The organism is Anabaena catenula FACHB-362, from assembly GCF_014698735.1.
GTDB classification, from domain to species: domain Bacteria; phylum Cyanobacteriota; class Cyanobacteriia; order Cyanobacteriales; family Nostocaceae; genus Anabaena; species Anabaena variabilis_A.
Window position 1 is genome coordinate 52,229 of sequence record NZ_JACJTQ010000034.1, and the last position, 18,400, is coordinate 70,628.

Genomic DNA, 18,400 nt, shown 5'->3' on the forward strand with positions numbered 1-18,400 from the left:
ATTAATATGTTGAAAATTTCTCAACTTCATTATCTGTTTCTGGCAACCTTATTAAGCTTAAGTTGCGCTAAAACAGTTCATGCAGAACCAAACACCACACTGACTGTAATAGTCAATGGGATACGTCACAAAACAGGTGAAATCTGCTTCAGAGTTTATGATTCTGAGAAAGGATTTCCGATGAGTAATTCTAGTGAAGTTCAAAATGGCTGCACTAAGATTACTGGTACTTCTGTAAAGAAAGTATTTTCTGGTTTAAAACCTGGAACTTATGCTGTTGCAGTTGTTGATGATCAAAATGGTGATCGCAAACTAAATAAGGATTTTTTTGGGATACCTAAGGAAGGTTTTGGAATTTCTAAAAATCCAACTGTTTCTGTTCAAACTGGTACACCAAAGTTCCGCAATTCAAGTTTTAAAATGACCAAAAATACCACTATTAATATCTCACTTAAATATTCTCTCGATCCCTAATCAGTGACCGAGAAAAGGGAATGGGAAACAGGTAATTCTCCCCATCTCCCTATCTCTTCATCTCCCCATCTACCCTAATTCTGCCGGAGACTATAGATTTCATGCAAGATGTAATGACATTTCTGTCTCAGTCTTTGATAAGTTGGCTGGTTATTCAGGTATGTTTAACGCTGCTATTTTTATGGTATTTGCGCTCATACAAACAACCTGTATTATTAGATGACCAATTACCAAAAACGGCAGTAATTCTTTGTTTACGAGGTGCTGATCCGTTTTTACCTAACTGTGTGCGATCGCTCTTAAAACAAAATTACCCACAGTACGATTTAAAGCTGATCATTGACAGTCCAGAAGATCCAGCTTTTAAAATTGCCAAAGAAGCGATCGCAGAAATCGGTGCAACTAATGTCCAAATTAGCACTTTAAGAACCGTCCGCCATAATTGTAGTCTCAAATGCAGTTCTCTAGTGCAAGCTGTTTCAGATTTAGATGATTCTTACAAAGTACTTGCTCTAGTAGATGCAGATACAATTGTTCATCCTAATTGGTTACGAGAATTAGTTAGTCCTCTCACTAATGACAAAGTGGGATTAACAACAGGAAACCGTTGGTATGTACCCACAGGTAAGTATTGGGGGTCTTTGGTACGCTATGCCGGCAATGTCTCGACTGTCGTCCAAATGTTCCTGTTTCAAGTTCCTTGGGGTGGGAGTTTAGCAATTAAAACAGAAGTGCTACACCAAACAGAATTACTTGAGAAGTGGGGAGAAGCTTTTGGTGATGATATGCTGCTACATAAAGTCATCAAAAAACACGGATTAAAAATAAAATTCGTCCCTTCTTTATTAATGGTTAATCGAGAAGAATGCGATTTAGTTACTTTATTTGCATCTCTCAAACGCTTAATACTTTGCTCCCGACTTTATCACCCAAATTGGTTGGCTTTAGTAAGTGATGCTGTTTCTAGTATTCTATTCCCGACTGTAGCCATCATATTAGCTCTAGGATTGTTGTTAGCAAGTGAATGGGAAGGAGCAGTCTTCTTATTAAAATCCTATAGCATCTACACAATTGGATTACTCTTATTGATGCTGGTGATGGAATTAGGAGTACAAGAAGTAATTCGCTCTCAAGGTCAAGCAATTGCTAAAGTGTCACTGACTACAATCATAAAAATGTTAATTGCTATTCCTCTAACACAGTGGATTTATGGATTAGCAATGCTATCTTCTCTGTGGATGTCAACAGTTACATGGCGCGGACTTACTTATAAAATTCAGGGGCCATGGAATATTCGCTTAGTTGAATATCATCCTTATGAATGGTTAGATCAACCAATTGATGGCAAACATTCTCTGTAATCTCATGCTGGTATTTGGTTGACTAAAAAATACAAAAGCCAACATTTTTATGAACTATTTCCTTTGATTATGAAAAAGCAACCTCTTCGTATAGCATTATTTACAGGATTATTTGCTCCATTTTTAACAGGAGTTTCAGTTGCAGTACATCAGCGAGTTCGTTGGTTGCTTGAGCAAGGACATGAAGTTTTTCTTATTCACCCAGAAATTAATAATCTATATCCTAAAGCCGTTGGTAATCGCCCCATGCCGGGATTAGATGAACTACAATCTTTCCCCAACTTTTCATCATTTGCTTTCCCCACAAAACCACTTATTTTCTACAAATCTCTACCGCAACCATTGCATTATCGCCATTGGAATGATACTCAATTACTAGAAAAATTCCAACCTGATATCATCGTAGTTGAAGAAGCAGCGCAGATGAGAGGTTTGTACTCATTTTTCCTACAAGGTTATGGTCGCCCTGTGGGAGTTAAATACGCCAAAAAAACTAAAACCCCGATTATCTCAATCTTTCATACGGATATTGTTGCCTATATTAGATATTACTTAGGAGATTTATTCTTCAACTTAGTCAGTCCCATTGTGCCACTTTTAGTGAAGCAATTTAGTGAGTCTTATAATCTCAATTTATTTTCTTCGAGAGAACAACTAGCTAAATATCAAAAGCTAAAATGCCAAACAGGTGAATACCTTCCCTATCAAGGAATTAATTGTGAAAAGTTCCACCCTCGGAACATCACTTATGATCCGATTCCCACAGATAAACGACCGACAATTCTCTTTGTGGGACGCATTACCGCAGAAAAAAATGTCACTCAACTTTTAGATGCATATCCGTTAATTGCTGCTAAAATTCCTGATGTTCATTTGGTTATTGTGGGTAGCGGTCCTTTAGATGCAGAAATTCGTCGTCGCGCTCAAAATTACCAATCTGGTGTTACTATTTGGGGTGAGTCTCACGGCACACAACTTTTGGGATGGTTCGCTAGAGCAGATGTTTTTATTAACCCTTCAGTCACCGAAAACTTCTGCACTACAAATAACGAAGCCTTAGCTTCTGGAACTCCTGTCGTTGCCGCTATTGCTCCCTCAACGGCTGAACAGGTAATACCCGGTTACAACGGCTTTCTGGCTCAACCCAACAACCCCAAAGATTTTGCCGAAAAGATAATTGCAATTCTGGAAAATCCTGACCTCAAAGCACAATTATCTCAGCAAGCTCGACCCTCCATATTAGAATTTGATTGGTCGGTATGTACCCAAAAGTTTGAAGATAAGCTGTACGAGTTAGTTGAAATACCCGAAAAGTTAGAATTGTCTAATCATTCTTAATTAGAACTGTTGCACAAATGACGCGAAAGCCTTGATTTACTGTAGGGGCAATTCATTTAGCTTGCTTCCCGAAGGTTATTGCCCCTAATTGTGTACTTAATACGTAAGTCATCTTAATTAAGATAATGTGCCTTTAAGTTGCGTAATTCGTAATGTTTTCAAGAGGCTCTGCTGAAGTTTAAATAATGATCAGCTTACTGATGAATCTAGAAACAATAGCCACTTTGGCTACATATTCTCGATTATTTCTGGTAGAGTATTGCAGTAATTGACCTGTGGACTTTTAGGAGCTAAGTTCGAGATACCTATAAACTTTGCCATAGTGTTCTCAGTCGAGAAATGACCCACTCAAATTGATAGCGCTATTGGTATTGTCCTCAACTGTGCCTAAAAATCTATAGACCTCATAAGTAATCACTTATGGGGTCTTTCTTCATCTTAAAATATGGAGATTAAGGAAATACTAGACAAAATTCCTTTCCTTATGTCTGCTTTTTAGACTGATTAAATTAAGAATATTATTCTTAAATAATGGGTAATTGGTAAAAATTATCCCCTAGTTTCTATTCCCTGTGCTATCTTACTTCTTTTCCTAAATAGCAAATTACGTTACTTTTATCAAGTATCTACAATAATAAATCAAAATACTCCAGAATTTTAAATTACATTTAACTAGACATAACTCCTGAAATTATGTCTTAAAGTTTCCGTTGATAGACTTGATTTTTTATGTTTTGTCAGCAAAAATACAAATAAGTCTAACATCTTGTAGGCTCTCTTGGTGACAACTTAACCTTATCCAATTTCCATAGTCCGCACCTGCGGACTTTATTTATTTGTACTTACGCAAGATTTAACTAAAAACCTTATTATTGTGTAGCAGTAATTCATGAATTACCGCTACTTTTGTTCTGTTTTGCGTAAGTCCTGTTTATTTGTACTCAACATTGAGTAATAAATTTTCACTTGATTCTAGCTAGTAAATGATCTCCCACTCGCAGGGCATTTGCCATAATAGTTAGTGATGGGTTTAAAGCATTACTAGAAGGGAAAAAGCTACCATCAACGATGTAAAGATTATCGATATCATGAGTACGGCAATTAATATCTAATACCGAAGTTTTTGGATCTACTCCAAAACGACAAGTCCCACATTGATGTGCAACTTCTCTCATCCCCATGTTTTGAGGAATATGCAAAGATAATTGTTTGGTTATTTGAAATTGTGTAATTGATTTTAATACTTCAGTCCAGCGGTTAAGTAAATAATTAAACGCTATCTGGTTATTTTTGGTATAGTTAATAAAAATTTTGTTATTATTAACACTGACTCTATTATCGTAATCGGGTAAATCTTCTGTTATTATCAACCAAGAGATAGAATGACTAGCTACAGATTCCGCAATAAACTGCGGCATTAAAGGCGGGCCATAAGCAGTTATTTTATCTTTATTGACATTACCAAGTAATTGCACGCTACCCATTGGGTAACTAAACTTTTTTTCTCCCCAATAAAAATCATTGACTGCTAAAGTTTTAGGAAAAATTGTCGGATTTAACTTAGTACTCAAACTCATGATCACCCCAAAGTTATGTGTCATGTAATTTCGACCAACCAAATCAGAACTATTAGCTAATCCCTTGGGGTGTTGATCATTGGCAGATTTAAGCAACAATGCTGCGGAATTAATTGCACCACAAGCAACAATGACAATATCTCCAGAAAACATCTGAAATTGTCCTGCTATTTCTGCTTCTACACCAGTTACTTCTCGACCAGATGCACTAGTATGTAAACGGACTACTTTTGCTTCAGTTATTAATGTGAGATTTTTATATGCTATTGCTGGACGTATACAGTTAACATCTGCATCAGCTTTAGCATCAACTAAACATGGAAAGCCATCACAAGTATTACAACGAATACAATTATTTAAATGACGATTAACCTTATTTAGTTTAATAGCAAGTGGTAAATAAAAGGGATGTAAACCTTGATCTTTTAAAGCATAATTGATTTCTTGAATATAAGGTTCATGACTGACTGGGGGAAAAGGATAATTTGAATTAGTATGTGGTTCTGTAGGATCAAGACCTCTTTGACCATGTACTTCATAGAGTTTTTCTGCTTGGTCATAATAGGGTGAAAAATCCTGATATTTTAATGGCCATTCGGGAGAGATACCATCTTGATGAATGACTGTTTCAAAATCACGTTCACGAAATCTAAACAGCGCACCACCATAAAATTTAGTATTGCCACCTACATAATAATGAGTTAATGGATTGATGGTTTTACCATCTTTTTTATACCACACTTCTTCAGTTCGATATCGTTCTTTGTGCGAGACTTCATGAGTATCCCAATTGGCTTTTTCTTTGGGAACAAAATTACCCCGTTCTAAAACTAAAATTTTCTTGCCACTGCTGGCTAATTGATATGCTAAAGTACCACCACCAGCACCTGTACCAATGATGATGAAGTCGTAATGACAATGAGTCATTTTTTTTCTCCGTGGTAATTAATTAAAACTTGAAAATGAGTAATACTAATTTTATATGAGGCTGCACAGAATCATCCAATCCATTGATTTATATGTGTTTATCAACGGTCAATTATTCTTGATCTTTTATTCTATGCAGCTTCATCTTCAGAAAGGTAGAACTTAAAGTTTTGGTTTTGAAAGGTCACGTATTTGATTTTCAGCGCAGGTTTGGTTGAGTTGATTTACACCAATCCACCGAAAAATTAAATCACCAAATTTAGGAAAAAGTTGTATATTGGAAAATAAAAGTTTTGTTAAAATTCCATCTAGCATGACTTCTGGTTGATTATGCTTAATGGCTTTTATTACAGCAATTGCAACTTCTGTAGGTTCAGAAACACGTGCTAAACGGGGTGCAGATAGTCCAAAAGCATGAAACATTCCTGTATTTGTATACCCTGGACAGACTACTGATATCCCTATATTACTATCAGCTAATTCCTGCCTAACTGCATCAGTCCACATAATTAAACCAGCTTTACTAGCTGAATAAATGCTGTTATATGGCGCTCCTTTTTTCCCAGAACCGGAGGCAATATTTACAATATGTCCACTATTTTGAGCTATCATTTTAGGCAATATTAACCGAGTTAATTCCATGCCTGTAATCAAATTTGTAGTTAATATGGACTGAATATCTTCTAAGGTATAATTCTGGAAAGGTCGATATTTTTCTATGGCAGCATTATTAATTATAATATCAATTTTTTCTGTAATTTCATAAATCTGATCTAATAAAATACCTAGTTCTGTAACTTTGCTAATATCAAAACAAAAGCTAACGCATCTACCACCTAATTGATCTACTTCATTACATATTTGTTTGAGCTTTTCGGGTGAACGAGATACCGCTAATATAGTTGCTTTCTCTTGGGCTAAAGCACGAGCAATATATAATCCAATCCCTCCTGTAGCCCCAGTTAAAAGGACTGTTTTACCTGAAATAGATTTCATCATCAATCGTAATTAATAAATATGGTGTTCTTTCTTGCAGATTGAAAATTTTAATTTGATCTCATTACAGAAATGTTGATTTGCAACAACACTTGCATCTTGAATGTTGTAATTGATTCATTTCCGAGATTAGTTTTCAATTTAGCTTATTGATGAAGATGATTTTAGTAAGTTTGATACTTTTTTGGAAAAATATCAAGTTAGGATATAGCGTTTTCTATTTTGCTGAGGTAAAAATTTATTTGTAAATTGTTTGAATCTAGAACAATATACCCAACTTATCTAACAAGTCAGGTATCTACAGCAGGAAACGGGGAACAGGGTTAAAACTTTTGTTTTATATGGCTTTGTTCTTAAATTTTGTACCACATTTACCTGAAACCTGCTGTAATACTTTTGAGTTTTTATTAATTAAAAGTTAGTTTTTGATAAGGTATCAATTTTCTGAGTAAAGTATGTTTCTTCATGTTTAAGTTGTTGTGCTATTTCCAATCCCTTTTGAAAAGCTGTTAGTGCTTTTAAATACTCTTGGCGTTCTGAATACAATTGTCCAATTTGGTCATAAGCTTGCATCAATCCATAAAAGTTAGTAGCTAGTTTTTCTGTCTCCAGAAGAATCTGGCTGGCTTGTAAAGCTTCATCTATTTGTTTTTGTGAGCGGTAAAGCGTGATTAGTTTTTGCAAAGCTTCACTAGCACTAACATACTGCTGCAATTGCCAAGCAATTGTATAAGCTTCTTGATAGTTATTAAAAGCTTCTTGACGTAAATTAGGATTTTTCTGTGCGAGAGATTCGTAATTGGAAGCGATCGCTATCTTTAAACCAGGAACTTGAGTAAGATTGTTATCATTTGTGTAAATATCTACTAACTTACTCAGGACATCTATCCCTTGTTGATGCTGTTTAGCCTTTTCGTAAATGTAGGCTAGTTGTTGCAAATATGCTACTTCACTCAGCCTATTATCCTTGTTAGCAGCCAACTTCAACAATTCTTGGTATGTGGTTGCAGCTGATGAATAATCAAACCAACTCAAATGGATTTCCCCAATTGTATTTAAGGTTTCTAGTTCCGCCGTGGTATCATTTTGCTGACGCACTAATACTAAAACTTGCTGATAAACTCCTACAGCCAACTTAGGAACGCGAATTTTTTGATATGCATCACCTAGAGATCGCCATAATTCTAAATCAGTGCTTTTCTGGGTGAGCATTTGCTTTTCAATTACTTGTAACCGCTGAGTAATATATTTTACTTGATCTCCCTCATTCTCATTCCAAGCGATCGCACCGACTCGTGACAATGCTTCCACCTCAGCTAATGAACCTAAGAAGCGTCGCAGACGTAGTTCCCTGTTCCAAATTTCAAACGCCTTTACCTTATCCCCTCCTTGCAGCGTCACCACAGCTTCTTGATTTAACTCATCTAAGGAAATCTTCAACTTTTCCATTTCTGCCAGAGTTAAAGGTTGTTTATCCAGCGCACCTCGAATCAGAGGATCAGGTGTGGTAATCTCTAATGGACTAGGAGGAAATTTATCTAGTTGTTCTAGCTTTTTACTCTCTGCCACTGCCAATGGACTACACAGATGCCAGAACATAACAGTAGTAACTATAAAACTTAAACGCTGTAGCATAACCAATTCACCTGTCCTTCTTACTTAAAATTATTTGGAGAATAGGGCATTACCCATTTGTTTGACGCATACCTGTCTGTTATAGCGTTTTCTAGTCTGCCGAGGTAGAAATTTATCTGCGTCCATCCTCTTCTATCTGCGGTTAATTCTTTCTTTATGTATAGCCGTGGACAGGGTGGTTAGGACATCAATTGATAATGAAACTCTCACTAAAAAAGGGTTTTACTCCTGACTCCTGATTCCTGCCATATCTCACGAATGTAAAAATTGCCATATTCTTCATAGTTCCAGAAAAAGTACTATAGTAATAATTAGTAATAAAAATTTTGTAAAAGTCCAAATTACGGTAATATAATTTCGTAAACATCTAGTAACTAGGTATTTGCTGTTTATCAATTTAATTTATTCATTGCTTTCTCTACCAAGCAGCATAGTGAAACAGCAGCATTAATTTTCACTACATCGCTCCCTTAATATTGGTTTCACAGGGTTTGTCAGCATGAGTAAAATAATTCCTGCCATAAGAGTTAAAAATTTCAGTTTTTATTACGACACCAAAAAAATCATTGAAGACGTGTCGATTGATATTCCACAAAATAAAATTACCGCAATTATCGGTCCCAGCGGTTGTGGCAAATCTACTTTTTTGAAATCTCTAAATCGCATGAGTGAATTAGAAGGAGAAGTGCGTGTTGAAGGAAAAGTAGAATTTTTTGGTCAAAATATCTATGGCCGTCGTGTCAACTTAACTCGGCTACGTCGTCAAATAAGTACAATTTATGCCAGACCAAATCTTTTTCCCATGAGCATTTACGATAATGTTGCCTATGGGGTAAAATTGATCGGCTGGCATCCAAAAGCAGAATTAGATGATATTGTTGAATTAGCATTGAAATCTGCTGATTTATGGGAAGAAGTAAAAAATAAACTCTCTAAATCTGCTTTAGAATTATCGTATGGACAACAACAGCGGTTGTGTATTGCTCGTGCTTTAGCAGTTAAACCCCAAGTTCTGCTGATGGATGAACTTTGTGCTGGACTTGATCCCATTTCTACCACGCAAATTGAAGAATTAATCGAGTGTTTGCGTTCTGAATTGACAATTGTCTTTATCTCTCACAATATTCAGCAAGTTTCTCGCCTATCAGATTTTACAGCTTTATTTCACTACAACGAAAATGGATTTGGACAAGTGCTAGAATGCGCCCCCACGAAGAAACTTTTACCCCACACCATTGATTACCGTCTTCGTGACTCTGCGTCTGGGCGTATGCACAGTAGCGTAAATAGCTTTTAGGAAGGAACTATATTTTTTTCAAAAGTATTGCACCACCAGGTTTTTAGCTGTTGTGTGGCGGTAACTGTCAGTTTCGGTCATCTTATTCCAAAGTTTCCTCTTGACATCACTCAAATTGATTAAATACTTATAGATTTATTCGCTGGTTTTATACTCAGTATTAACGCGGTTTATCTTCACAATAGTTTTTATTTAATTCTAGAGAAATTACGGTTTATGAAAAGTAACAGACAGGATATCGTGGTGTGGAGACAGTAAATTAACTCTAGATCAAACTACTATCGAAAATATTTGAAAAAAGGTGTTTGGATAGAGAATATAATTATACGATGGGTACTGGAAATTAATTCAGTAAGCAGGTATATAAAGTGAATTAGAATATACAGAGGTAATAACTAGTGAAAGTTTTCATAAAATAATCTTGACTCATCCGCTTTCTGCAATAAAACTAAAGGTTAAACAGATGCCAAAAAGTCGGATGCCAAGGAAAAAAATGGATCATTATCCACAGGCGTAACAGTAATGAAAAAGCATTTATTATCACCGCCTCAATACATAAATAACGTAGAACCACTACAAGCATACCAAGTCAAGCTAATGCAGCAACAGGAAAAAACTGCCCATGCGTTGGCACAAAGCATCAACTATATAATCTCCCATAGTACGTCAGCAGCCTCCATGCTGCAAGAAATCGCTCATTTACTAGGAGTCGCATTTAAAGTAGATTGCTGTTGCTTAGTGAAAGTGACAAGTGATAGCTCTAGTGAAGCAGTAACAGCTAATTGGTGTAGTGAAAAATATCAGGGATTACCACACCCCGACGAGATATTACCCATGGAACAGTTGCTGATGAGTTCACCGGTGGTGCAATGTGCGGCCGAACCATTGACTATGGATGATATTTCCACAATTCAAAAAACTCTGGTAATTGGCTGTCAGTCTTTGCAAATACCGATTAAATCGGTTTTAGCAATTCCCACGCGATTTGGTGGCCAGAATAATGGTGTAATTAGCCTGATCAAATTTCAACCCTATGATTGGGACGAATCAGATAAAGAATTACTCAAAGCAGTAGAGTCATCTTGTGCGATCGCATTTGCTCAAATAGCACAAACAGATATCATCACTACTCAACAGCAGTATCTGCATAAGAGCAGCCAACATCAAAGTCTAATAAAGCAATTAACTATACTAAGTCTTAGTAACTTGGAGTTGAATCAGATGCTCCAGTTAGTTATTTCCTCAACGGCTGAATCGTTAGAAGCAGATCGAGGATTACTCATTTTATTGAAATATACAGATCCACTGTTTAGAAATCGTTCAAAAAAACAAATACCCACTGCCAAAGCTGTAGTAGTTGGGGAATGGAATAAGAATCAACACACCGGGAACACCCAGACAGATAAGTTAGAACATTCTTTTTTATTGTCAGATTGTGGTTTATGCCAGCGTGTATTTACAGAGTCGGGGAAACCAATCATGATTGATAACTCGACAGAGCAAAAAGATAATTGGAAACCCAATCCCTTATTTGCTATTGAGGAGTTTCCTGCCACACTGTTAATGCCATTGGAAAGTCAAGGCAAAGTGTTAGGATTTGTAGTGTTACAGCAAGCTGTAGCTCGCAGTTGGCAACCCGCCGAATTAAATCTTGTGGAAATGGTGTGCGCTCAATTGAGTAATGCCATAATTCAGTCACAGACACTCCGGCAAGTCCAAAATTTGGTAGATGAGCGCACAGAACAACTCAAGCGCAGTTTAGAAGTACAGGCCAAATTGTACGAAAGAACAAAGCAGTATGTTGAGCAACTACAAGAACTCAACGAACTCAAGGATGAATTTGTCAGCAACATTAGCGATCGCTTGCGTTATCCCCTCACCAATATGCGGATGTCAATCCGTAACTTACGTTTACCGGGAATTTCCCCAGAACGTCAAACTCGATACCTAGATATTCTAGAGTCAGAATGTACTAAAGAAATTAATTTAATTAATGATCTGCTCACACTCCAGAAACTAGAATCTCATCAAGAAGCACCACAATTTGAAACTATAGACCTAAACACCACAATTGATCACATTGTCGCCTCTGCTGAAAAGCTACTCACAGATAAGGGATTAGTTGTTTCCGTAGATTTACCCAAAGAGCCATTAAAACTCCAAACCGAAATCGAGAGTTTTGATCGCATTTTGCAAGAACTGTTAACCAATGTCGGTAAATACTCGGAGCGTGATACTGTTGTCCACTTACAAGCTACTCATAGAGTTGAACAACAAATTGATCAAGTTATTATTAAAGTGACTAATACAGGACGTGGCATCTCCCAAGAAGAAGCAGCTTATATCTTTGATAAATTCCGTCGTGGTAAAGGACGCTGGACTCCAGGTACTGGCTTGGGATTAGCTTTAGTCAAGTCTCTAGTACTGCATTTAAATGGTGCGATCGCTATTGAGAGTACTCCAATTGCCAATTCTGACTTGAGCGAAATTTGTTTTACCTTGACTTTACCTCAGTTTGCCGTCGCCAATAACGCATATTAAATAATTCGTAATTCCTAATTCGTAATAGATTCATTAATGGTAGGGGCTGAATTTCCCCGCCCTTGATTGTATTGCTATTTTTAAAAGACGAATCCTGACAGCGCTACTATTTGCCCATTTTTTCTATTTTCTCCATCACTCCTAATTTCATTAAGGATTTAACTAATAAATATAGACAAAAACCACCTACACAAAAAATCGCTATCGCCCAATTATTATACTTAATGATCGTCAAGATTAATCCCGTCAACATACTAAAGCCTGTTAAGCAAGCATAAATTAACGTTTTGACTGCTAGATAAATTCGTCTTAATATGCGATCACTTTCAACATTTTTAACTCTTAATTGTAACTCTCCTCTTTCAACTCTTTCTTCTAATTTTTTAACTAAAACTTCGGTTTTATTCGGTTTTGTCAGTTGATATTGAAGAAAATCCCTTGCTTGTTTGCTTAATTGGGCGAGCGCATTTCCTCTACCTTTTGTCATTGCCAGACTTTTTATAAATGCTTGGGATGATGCTGTAGGATTATATTTAGGATCTAAAGTTCTTGCAATACCATCTAATGTGGTTAAGGCCTTTAATATAAATGTCATTTGAGCAGGTAGGCGAAATGGTTGCTGTTCAAACATTTCATACAGTTCGCTTTTCAACTCACTTAATGCTTTAATATCTAAGGGTTTATCGGTGAACTTATCTAATAAAAATGTGACTAATCTTTTCACTGGAGTCATATCTGGGATAGGTTCTAGTAATCCCATACTCATTAGAGTATTTACTACCTCATTACTATCCTTTTTTAACACAGCAAAAAAAGTTTTAATCATCTGATCTTTATCCAAAGTTCTGATTTCTGCCATCATGCCAAAATCATAGAATATAATACTACCATCTGGATTGACAGCCATATTCCCTGGATGAGGATCAACTTGGAAAAAACCATCTTGTAATAGTTGCTTTAAATAACAACAAATACCCGTTTCATTTACCTTATTAATATTAATTCCACAAGCTTCTAAAGCTGCTTTATCATTAATTTTAATTCCCGGTTTATATTCTAAGGTTAATATCTTAGTTGTGGTATATTGCCAATATACTTTAGGCACAATAATATGCGGATATCCATAAAAATTTTCCCTAAATTTATCAGAATTTTTACCCTCTTGAATATAATCAATTTCTTGAAATAACAAATCAAAAAACTCATCATAAATTGCTTGTAAATTATACTTTTTAACCCAAACAAAATATCGATTACAAAATTTAATTAACTGTAACAATATCTTAAAGTCTAAATTGAATAACGCCTCTAAACCCGGACGTTGTACTTTGACAACCACCTCTTCATTATTGTATAATTTCGCTCTGTGAACTTGACTTAGACTAGCAGCAGCTAAAGGATTAAACTCAAATTCTTTATAGATAAATTGTACAGATTTACCTAATTCCAATTCAATCATAGCGATCGCTTCTTGACTACTAAAAGCCGGAACTTGATCCTGTAAAGTTCCCAAAGCTTCCACATATTCTAAAGGTAATAAATCAGCACGAGTTGATAAAGTTTGACCAATTTTAATAAAAGTAGGGCCTAAATCAATTAAAGTATTAACCAACCAAGTAGCGCGGTTTTTCTTATGTTCTAAAGAATCTTGAGAGAAAATCCTATCCCACCAAAGAAATAACATAAATTGACCCGCAGCCATGAAAATATCTATTTTTCGGGATAAAGTAGAATATTTGGGTTTTTGCCAACGAAATTTTTTAGATTTTGCTATCATAAATATAAACAAAAATAGTAAGCGTTCAGAGAGTGTAAAGAAGAAGAAAAACAACGCCAAAAAATAAATTCATAAAAATTAAGCAGCTTGCAACTTTTCAGAATCGTCAGAACAAGTAGTAGCTACTGGAAGTAAATAAGGAGTGGTTGTAGCACCACGAGCAGCAACAACAGCCTGAGTCATAAACTCCAAAACATTACGCTTTTGAGATATAAGGATTGTAACCACAGTTAACATCCCACACTACCAGCCTCGCTTTGAGAGTAGAAACTGGTACGTCGCCAGATGTTTGCGCTTTGGATATTTTGGATATAATGTTTGGCTTCATCTACAGAGTAGCCCAGAGCGTTACTTCTTGAGGGAGGTGATGATGAGTTTTTTGATGTTCTATTGATTTTTTCTAATAACTGTTCTTGAACTGTCAGGACTTCTGTTAGTTTATTTTCCTGTTGTTCTATTTGCTGCGTCATTTCCTCCACCAGTTTCTTGCTGCTGGTTGGAGTCTTTCCCCAATCTTCTAGGGGTATCTGCTCTAAGTGATTAACGCGCTTCTGTTCCATGTCACTTAATTTATCAGATTCTGAGGGTAATTTTTGGTGATTTCTTTTCTACCCCCCTCTGAATGGTGACGCTGACAATACAAATATCAATCATTGAACGCCGCCTCAGCAAAGACTGACAACTCAGTCTTATGGCGATTAGTCAACGTGCCAATTTAAGCATTATGTAAATCTATAGGTTAGAAGAAATTATTTGTCAGGTAGAAAAGAAATCGATTCAATCTTTTCTAGCTTTCTATTTATCTACACCTTTAAAGTACCCCCAGGGGAATTCGAATCCCCGTTACCTCCGTGAAAGGGAGGTGTCCTAGGCCTCTAGACGATGGGGGCATTGGACTCAGACTTTTAATAACATAACGGATTTTTCAGAGTATGTCAACAGGTTTTTCCAAAAATTTTGACAAGTTCTAAATTTCGATTGAGCGATCGCTGTTTTGGGATTCAGATTGCTCTCCACATAGCAAATTCAGCGGAGCTTACCTTGTCGCCAGCCAAGTAAAAAGGTTGTACCATAAGAAACTAAGCATGAAAAAATCTCTTAATTTCTTAACAAGGGGTGTGCTGTTGTACCCTGTAGAGTTAGTATTTATGATTCTTTACAAAGGATTTTGAAATCAATCGCTCAAAATCTACAACATGGAAGCATCTTTTGACATCACCCTACAAATGGTGATCACAGTTTTTGCAGGCATTAGCGCCCAGGTAATGGCTGCCTACTTCAAACTACCCAGCATTGTCTTATTACTCCTGTTAGGCATCCTACTGGGTGCTGATGGTGTGGGATTGCTGCACCCCCATATGCTAGGAACTGGACTAGAAGTCATTGTCTCCCTAGCCACAGCAATTATCTTGTTTGAAGGCGGACTCAAATTGGATTTGCGAGAATTGGGTAGAGTTTCAGTCAGTTTGCAACTGCTTGTCACCCTGGGAACACTAATAACCCTGCTGGGCGGCAGTATGGCGGCTCATTGGCTGGGAGAATTTCCTTGGAACATAGCTTTTCTCTATGCTTCCATAGTCGTTGTTACAGGGCCAACAGTTATTGGTCCCCTGCTCAAACAAATTAACGTAGATCGACAAGTGGCAACGCTTTTGGAAGGTGAAGGAGTTTTAATCGATCCAGTGGGAGCTATCCTCGCCTACGTTGTCCTAGATACAATTTTGAACGGTGATGCAGACCCCATCAACGCCATCATCGGTTTATTGATGCGTTTGGGTGTGGGAGGCAGTATTGGTGCTGTTGGCGGTTACTTAATGAGTTGGATTTTCAAACGCGCCAATTTCATCTCTTTTGAACTAAAAAACTTAGTAGTCCTGGCAGTGCTGTGGGGTTTGTTTACCCTAGCGCAGACGATTCGCAGTGAGTCAGGAATTATGACCACAGTAGTAGCTGGAGTAGTATTTGCTAACTCATCAGTTCCAGAAGAACGGCTGTTGCGAAGCTTTAAAAATCAACTCACAATTCTCAGCGTTTCTGTACTGTTTATTCTTCTAGCTGCTGACTTATCTATTGCCAGTGTTTTAGCTTTGGGTTGGGGTAGTTTATTGACTGTTTTGGTGTTGATGTTCGTGGTTCGCCCCATTAATATCCTGTTGTGTACTTGGAACAGTGATCTCAATTGGCGACAGAAACTATTTCTCAGTTGGGTTGCACCGAGAGGGATAGTTTCGGCTTCCGTGGCATCTTTATTTGCGATTTCGCTGACACAGCGGGGCATTAATGGTGGTGATGCGATTAAAGCTTTAGTGTTTCTGACAATTATCATGACAGTTTTCTGTCAAGGGTTAACAGCTGGCTGGATTGTTAAATGGCTACGCATCACCTCTAAAGATGCAACTGGAGCTTTAATTGTTGGTTGTAATCCTTTGAGTTTGTTGATTGCCCGGTTTTTTCAAGAACGGGGCGAAAGTGTAGTGATGATTGATACTGACTCCCAATATTTTACTCAAGCTGAAGCCCAAAATCTCCGTGTGATTGCTAGTAGTGCGCTGGATGCCGAAGTGTTGGAAGAGGCGGGAATTGCCTCTATGGGGACTTTTTTGGCAGTGACTAATAATGGGGAAGTAAATTTTGTTTTAGCTCAACGGGCTGCTGAAGAATTTAGTCCGCCCCGTGTTTTAGCAGTGTTTCCCCGTGATCCTCAAGCTTCTAACTCGACCAATTCTAAAGTTGATCAGGCTTTTGCGTCCGATTTACCGATTAAAACTTGGAATGAATATTTGAATGATGGCCGGGTGAAGTTGGGAACAACAACTTTAAATGAGGAGGAATTTGCCAGCCAGCAAGAGCATATCCAAGAAAAAATCCAGACTGGGTTATTAGTACCATTGTTGGTAGAACGAGAAGAACGCCTACAGGTAATGTCCGCAAATCAAGACTGGGAAATTGGCGATCGCATTATCTACTTGTTATATGATTCTAGACCCAATCTGTTAAAACGCTTATCGGGCGCTAGTCAGTCTACGCCTCTATCTTTAGAAACCTTAGCGGAGGTGGAAGAAGTCCCCGCTGCTAAATTGTCTCAACTTTCTGCTAGTGAGGCATCTACTAATTGAATCACATCCTGTTCTTGAGACATTTCCCACTCTTGCCATAACAAAGCTGACAGATTCACTATAGCCAGAATGAGGGCAGCAGTCCCAATCACGTAGGTGTGCAGGCTATAAAGATGTTGCACTGTCAGAGTGTTAATAGCTCCCCCACCAACTAAAATGTCTCGCAGTTGCCTACCAATGAAAGGAATGGCTTCAATTGTTCCTAGTTCAATTTGAAATCGCCAGTATCCTTCCTGATTCCAGCCGAGTAGCATCGCTGTCCAGCTTAACCCCATGGCACTCAATGTCAACAAAATTCCACTGATCCAAGCAGCCAGCCAACTGGAACGAAATTGCCGACCTAAAAACATGACTACCAGATTAATAAGTGCGATCGCAATGACGGCGTTACCAGCAATTTCATGAGTTCTATAGAATAACCAGCCGTAGGATACTTGCGTATTAATCATCTGCAATGAATTATAAGCACCACCTGCTGTTGGTTCGTAGTAAAAAGACAGTAAAACTCCTGTAGAGGTGTAAATGAGGATCAAAGTCAGTATCACAACGGATAATATCGTCGCCAGTCGCCGCAAAAACCGATCAACTAAGGTACTTTGCATAGACAAACCTCTGGTTTGAGTAGTTGTATATTTATATTACAATCTTAACCAAAATTTTTAGGAATCCTGTAATTTCTAACGCCAAATATCCCACTCAAGCGGGTAAAACTTCTGTGCCGATGTGCCTCGGCTCATAGTGCTGAGTGATGCGATAGTTAAAAATAGGGAATTGAAGTAACTTTTTCTAATGGGCGGTAAGCGATGCCTTCGGGGAAGCAAGCTACGCGTAGCGTGTCCGCAGGACTCAGCCTCTACTAGAGAAGAGAGCGCAGCTATCGCACATTCTCAATAACCTGGTAGAATCACCATTGATTATGGCATTGTCTATCTTAAATGCACAGAAACATTTATAGCGTTTCCCAGTCTAATGAAGTACACACCAATTTATTCCCTGTTAGAAAGTTCCCCGTTCCCTAAAACTAGAAAACTTTGTACCTCACGAGCATGGGAACTGCTATAAGAGTAAGTAAGTAACATCAAAAGTATTGCCAGACAAGGATACACTACATCAGCTAATCACCAAATTTAGTCAATTATGTAGTAGTTTTTTTAACCATTTTTGCGAAAATTCAACTGAAAACTATAATTTATCCGATACAAAAAAGCTAACAAATGCTAACAATTGTCCGCTTTTTCTTCCTGTTTCCACCTGGAAGTGTCGGCACTATCCAGTCTACAGGCTAACACGACTAATCTAGCCGCTTTTTGTCTTAAATTAATAGCAGCATTCAAATCTCTATCACACTCAAAACCGCAGTA

Annotated in this window: 13 protein-coding genes and 1 tRNA gene; 6 read left to right on the forward strand and 8 right to left on the reverse strand. The window is 37.4% G+C overall.

Translation table 11 applies throughout. The annotated features are described in order from the left end of the window. Positions 1-6 precede the first annotated feature (6 nt). The 3 genes from H6G68_RS19460 to H6G68_RS19470 all read left to right on the forward strand — a co-directional run bounded on the left by H6G68_RS19460 (position 7) and on the right by H6G68_RS19470 (position 3,173). Positions 7-474, forward strand: coding sequence for a DUF2141 domain-containing protein (locus H6G68_RS19460; RefSeq protein ID WP_190908114.1), 468 nt, complete (start codon positions 7-9; stop codon positions 472-474). Between the two features lie 101 nt (positions 475-575). Next, positions 576-1,835, forward strand: a complete 1,260-nt coding sequence (locus H6G68_RS19465; RefSeq protein ID WP_190908115.1) for a glycosyltransferase family 2 protein — start codon at positions 576-578, stop codon at positions 1,833-1,835. Positions 1,836-1,904: 69 nt separating this feature from the next. Next, entirely contained in the window at positions 1,905-3,173 is a 1,269-nt protein-coding gene (locus H6G68_RS19470) for a glycosyltransferase (protein WP_190908116.1), read from the forward strand. A gap of 962 nt (positions 3,174-4,135) precedes the next feature. On the opposite strand, the gene H6G68_RS19475 is transcribed toward H6G68_RS19470, so the two are convergent. The 3 genes from H6G68_RS19475 to H6G68_RS19485 all read right to left on the reverse strand — a co-directional run bounded on the left by H6G68_RS19475 (position 4,136) and on the right by H6G68_RS19485 (position 8,308). Further along, positions 4,136-5,677 carry a GMC oxidoreductase gene (locus tag H6G68_RS19475; protein ID WP_190908117.1) on the reverse strand — a complete coding sequence of 514 codons (1,542 nt, stop codon included), beginning with the start codon at positions 5,675-5,677 and terminating at the stop codon, positions 4,136-4,138. A 162-nt stretch (positions 5,678-5,839) separates the two neighbouring features. Then, positions 5,840-6,673: an SDR family NAD(P)-dependent oxidoreductase gene (locus tag H6G68_RS19480; protein ID WP_190908128.1), complete on the reverse strand. Its 834-nt coding sequence runs from the start codon at positions 6,671-6,673 to the stop codon at positions 5,840-5,842. Positions 6,674-7,084: 411 nt separating this feature from the next. Next, complete coding sequence (locus H6G68_RS19485; RefSeq protein ID WP_190908118.1) at positions 7,085-8,308, reverse strand: tetratricopeptide repeat protein; 1,224 nt, start codon at positions 8,306-8,308, stop codon at positions 7,085-7,087. A 499-nt stretch (positions 8,309-8,807) separates the two neighbouring features. Between H6G68_RS19485 and H6G68_RS19490 the strand changes: the two genes are divergently transcribed. Next, positions 8,808-9,605 (forward strand): phosphate ABC transporter ATP-binding protein, encoded by a 798-nt coding sequence (locus H6G68_RS19490; protein WP_190908119.1) that lies wholly within the window; start codon positions 8,808-8,810, stop codon positions 9,603-9,605. Positions 9,606-10,127: 522 nt separating this feature from the next. Further along, positions 10,128-12,146 carry a sensor histidine kinase gene (locus tag H6G68_RS19495; protein ID WP_190908120.1) on the forward strand — a complete coding sequence of 673 codons (2,019 nt, stop codon included), beginning with the start codon at positions 10,128-10,130 and terminating at the stop codon, positions 12,144-12,146. Positions 12,147-12,252: 106 nt separating this feature from the next. On the opposite strand, the gene H6G68_RS19500 is transcribed toward H6G68_RS19495, so the two are convergent. From H6G68_RS19500 to H6G68_RS19515, 4 genes are all read right to left on the reverse strand, one after another. Further along, positions 12,253-13,923 (reverse strand): ABC1 kinase family protein, encoded by a 1,671-nt coding sequence (locus H6G68_RS19500; RefSeq protein WP_190908121.1) that lies wholly within the window; start codon positions 13,921-13,923, stop codon positions 12,253-12,255. A 78-nt stretch (positions 13,924-14,001) separates the two neighbouring features. After that, positions 14,002-14,151, reverse strand: a complete 150-nt coding sequence (locus H6G68_RS19505) for a hypothetical protein (protein WP_190908129.1) — start codon at positions 14,149-14,151, stop codon at positions 14,002-14,004. Between the two features lie 2 nt (positions 14,152-14,153). After that, the gene (locus H6G68_RS19510; RefSeq protein WP_190908122.1) at positions 14,154-14,483 is read right to left on the reverse strand and encodes a hypothetical protein; all 330 of its coding nucleotides are present in this window, start codon (positions 14,481-14,483) and stop codon (positions 14,154-14,156) included. 257 nt (positions 14,484-14,740) lie between these two features. Further along, positions 14,741-14,813, reverse strand: a tRNA-Glu gene (locus H6G68_RS19515). A 306-nt stretch (positions 14,814-15,119) separates the two neighbouring features. On the opposite strand from H6G68_RS19515, the gene H6G68_RS19520 reads away from it, so the two are divergent. After that, the gene (locus tag H6G68_RS19520; RefSeq protein ID WP_190908123.1) at positions 15,120-17,039 is read left to right on the forward strand and encodes a cation:proton antiporter; all 1,920 of its coding nucleotides are present in this window, start codon (positions 15,120-15,122) and stop codon (positions 17,037-17,039) included. Here the strand turns inward: H6G68_RS19520 and H6G68_RS19525 are convergent. Next, complete coding sequence (locus H6G68_RS19525; RefSeq protein WP_190908124.1) at positions 17,006-17,641, reverse strand: cytochrome b N-terminal domain-containing protein; 636 nt, start codon at positions 17,639-17,641, stop codon at positions 17,006-17,008. The two genes, H6G68_RS19520 and H6G68_RS19525, sit on opposite strands and share 34 nt — an antisense overlap. Between the last annotated feature and the right edge of the window lie 759 nt (positions 17,642-18,400).

Coding starts and splice junctions, on each gene's coding strand:
- H6G68_RS19525 (WP_190908124.1), bottom strand. CDS start 17,641: ATGCAAAGTACCTTAGTTGATCGGTTTTTGCGGCGACTGGCGACGATA.
- H6G68_RS19480 (WP_190908128.1), bottom strand. CDS start 6,673: ATGAAATCTATTTCAGGTAAAACAGTCCTTTTAACTGGGGCTACAGGA.
- H6G68_RS19465 (WP_190908115.1), top strand. CDS start 576: ATGCAAGATGTAATGACATTTCTGTCTCAGTCTTTGATAAGTTGGCTG.
- H6G68_RS19475 (WP_190908117.1), bottom strand. CDS start 5,677: ATGACTCATTGTCATTACGACTTCATCATCATTGGTACAGGTGCTGGT.
- H6G68_RS19470 (WP_190908116.1), top strand. CDS start 1,905: ATGAAAAAGCAACCTCTTCGTATAGCATTATTTACAGGATTATTTGCT.
- H6G68_RS19510 (WP_190908122.1), bottom strand. CDS start 14,483: ATGGAACAGAAGCGCGTTAATCACTTAGAGCAGATACCCCTAGAAGAT.
- H6G68_RS19490 (WP_190908119.1), top strand. CDS start 8,808: ATGAGTAAAATAATTCCTGCCATAAGAGTTAAAAATTTCAGTTTTTAT.
- H6G68_RS19460 (WP_190908114.1), top strand. CDS start 7: ATGTTGAAAATTTCTCAACTTCATTATCTGTTTCTGGCAACCTTATTA.
- H6G68_RS19485 (WP_190908118.1), bottom strand. CDS start 8,308: ATGCTACAGCGTTTAAGTTTTATAGTTACTACTGTTATGTTCTGGCAT.
- H6G68_RS19495 (WP_190908120.1), top strand. CDS start 10,128: ATGAAAAAGCATTTATTATCACCGCCTCAATACATAAATAACGTAGAA.
- H6G68_RS19500 (WP_190908121.1), bottom strand. CDS start 13,923: ATGATAGCAAAATCTAAAAAATTTCGTTGGCAAAAACCCAAATATTCT.
- H6G68_RS19520 (WP_190908123.1), top strand. CDS start 15,120: ATGGAAGCATCTTTTGACATCACCCTACAAATGGTGATCACAGTTTTT.